We start from the raw sequence: 2,500 nt of genomic DNA on the forward strand, positions 1-2,500 counted from the left end.
GTGCTACGTGTAGCGCGCTGACGGTACCGTAAGAATAAGGACCGGCTAACTCCGTGCCAGCAGCCGCGGTAATACGGAGGGTCCGAGCGTTATCCGGAATTATTGGGTTTAAAGGGTCCGTAGGCGGGCCATTAAGTCAGGGGTGAAAGTCTGCGGCTCAACCGTAGAACTGCCCTTGATACTGGTGGTCTTGAGTTATGGTGAAGTGGGCGGAATATGTAGTGTAGCGGTGAAATGCATAGATATTACATAGAACACCGATTGCGAAGGCAGCTCACTAACCATATACTGACGCTGATGGACGAAAGCGTGGGGAGCGAACAGGATTAGATACCCTGGTAGTCCACGCCGTAAACGATGGATACTAGCTGTCCGGTGCCTTGAGCACTGGGCGGCCAAGCGAAAGTGATAAGTATCCCACCTGGGGAGTACGTTCGCAAGAATGAAACTCAAAGGAATTGACGGGGGCCCGCACAAGCGGTGGAGCATGTGGTTTAATTCGATGATACGCGAGGAACCTTACCAGGGCTTAAATGCATATTGACAGGGCCAGAGATGGCTTTTCCTTCGGGCAATTTGCAAGGTGCTGCATGGTTGTCGTCAGCTCGTGCCGTGAGGTGTCAGGTTAAGTCCTATAACGAGCGCAACCCCTACCGTTAGTTGCCAGCATGTCATGATGGGGACTCTAACGGGACTGCCGGTGCAAACCGCGAGGAAGGTGGGGACGACGTCAAATCATCACGGCCCTTACGTCCTGGGCCACACACGTGCTACAATGGCCGGTACAGAGAGCAGCCACGTCGCAAGGCGGAGCGAATCTATAAAACCGGTCACAGTTCGGATCGGGGTCTGCAACCCGACCCCGTGAAGCTGGAATCGCTAGTAATCGGATATCAGCCATGATCCGGTGAATACGTTCCCGGGCCTTGTACACACCGCCCGTCAAGCCATGGAAGCCGGGAGTGCCTGAAGTCCGTCACCGTAAGGAGCGGCCTAGGGCAAGATCGGTAACTAGGGCTAAGTCGTAACAAGGTAGCCGTACCGGAAGGTGCGGCTGGAACACCTCCTTTCTAGAGCGACCTTTACGGTCCATAAGGGATTAACGCGCCGCGTCGCCTCGGTTTATTTTAATTTTGCAAGATATAAAGTCATTGTCTTTACGATATAAGGAATAAAGGAACGGTCGCGCGAGCGATCCGGGACAGTCCCGTAGCTCAGCTGGTTAGAGCGCTACACTGATAATGTAGAGGTCGGCAGTTCGAGTCTGCCCGGGACTACAGCCCAAGGCTGATTTTATGACCGGACCGTTTGGTCCGTCAACGGATCGGTTTTGGATACGTTCATTGAGAATACAAGTATTGGAAATTTTAGAAGTTGGGTATGTTGCGGGTTTTTGACTCATAACTCATAACTAATAACTCATAACTAGAAAAATGGGGGATTAGCTCAGCTGGCTAGAGCGCCTGCCTTGCACGCAGGAGGTCATCGGTTCGACTCCGATATTCTCCACCAACCGTGGAAAAAAGATGATCTAGGTCATCGGTTCCCCCGAAGCGTCGGGGCGATATTCTCCACTGTACGATCAACGATCTGAAATTGTTGACCGTAAAAAGTTCATTGACATATTGGGACAGGATATAGGTACCGTTTTCGGACGGTATATGTATCCGCAAAAATTGAATTACACGAATTTTATTAAGGTAAAGTACGAATTAGAATAGAAGGTTTGGCGACAAGCTGGAAAAGGGCGTATGGGGAATGCCTAGGCTCTCAGAGGCGAAGAAGGACGTGATAAGCTGCGAAAAGCCGCGGGGATCGGCACATACGATATGATCCGCGGATATCCGAATGGGGCAACCCGGCATGTTGAAGACATGTCATCCCGCAAGGGAAGCAAACCCGGTGAACTGAAACATCTAAGTAGCCGGAGGAGGAGAAAACAATAGTGATTCCGGTAGTAGCGGCGAGCGAACCCGGATTAGTCCAAACCGTTGTTGTTTCGGCAATGACGGGGTTGTAGGACCGCGATGTTCGAGCGTTGATGAACTAGAACCCTTTGGAAAGAGGGGCCATAGACGGTGATAGCCCGGTATAGGCAAAGAGACGTAAGATAGCGGTATCCTGAGTAGCGCGGGGCACGTGAAACCCTGTGTGAAACCGGCGGGACCATCCGCCAAGACTAAATACTCCTGAGAGACCGATAGTGGACCAGTACCGTGAGGGAAAGGTGAAAAGAACCCTGAACAAGGGAGTGAAATAGATCCTGAAACCATACGCCTACAAGCGGTCGGAGCCCATATGGGTGACGGCGTGCCTTTTGCATAATGAGCCTACGAGTTACTTTTACCGGCAAGGTTAAGTTCTTCAGGAACGGAGCCGTAGCGAAAGCGAGTCTTAACAGGGCGCTTTAGTCGGTAGTAGTAGACGCGAAACCGTGCGATCTACCCATGGGCAGGGTGAAGCTGTGGTAACACATAGTGGAGGCCCGAACCCGTTGACG

The 2,500-nt window shown here is 51.8% G+C and carries 2 tRNA genes and 2 rRNA genes (1 of these 4 cut by a window edge); all 4 read left to right on the plus strand.

Features of this window, described 5'->3' with window-relative positions:
* Nucleotides 1-1,070 (plus strand): 16S ribosomal RNA (locus ACRD7P_RS20780); the annotation flags it as partial.
* A gap of 133 nt (nt 1,071-1,203) precedes the next feature.
* Nucleotides 1,204-1,277, plus strand: a tRNA-Ile gene (locus ACRD7P_RS20785).
* Between the two features lie 158 nt (nt 1,278-1,435).
* Nucleotides 1,436-1,512, plus strand: a tRNA-Ala gene (locus ACRD7P_RS20790).
* Between the two features lie 218 nt (nt 1,513-1,730).
* Nucleotides 1,731-2,500: ribosomal RNA gene (locus ACRD7P_RS20795) — 23S ribosomal RNA — on the plus strand; it runs 2,066 nt beyond the window's last position.

The sequence above is a fragment of the Maribacter sp. 2-571 genome (assembly GCF_050589625.1).
GTDB lineage: Bacteria > Bacteroidota > Bacteroidia > Flavobacteriales > Flavobacteriaceae > Pelagihabitans.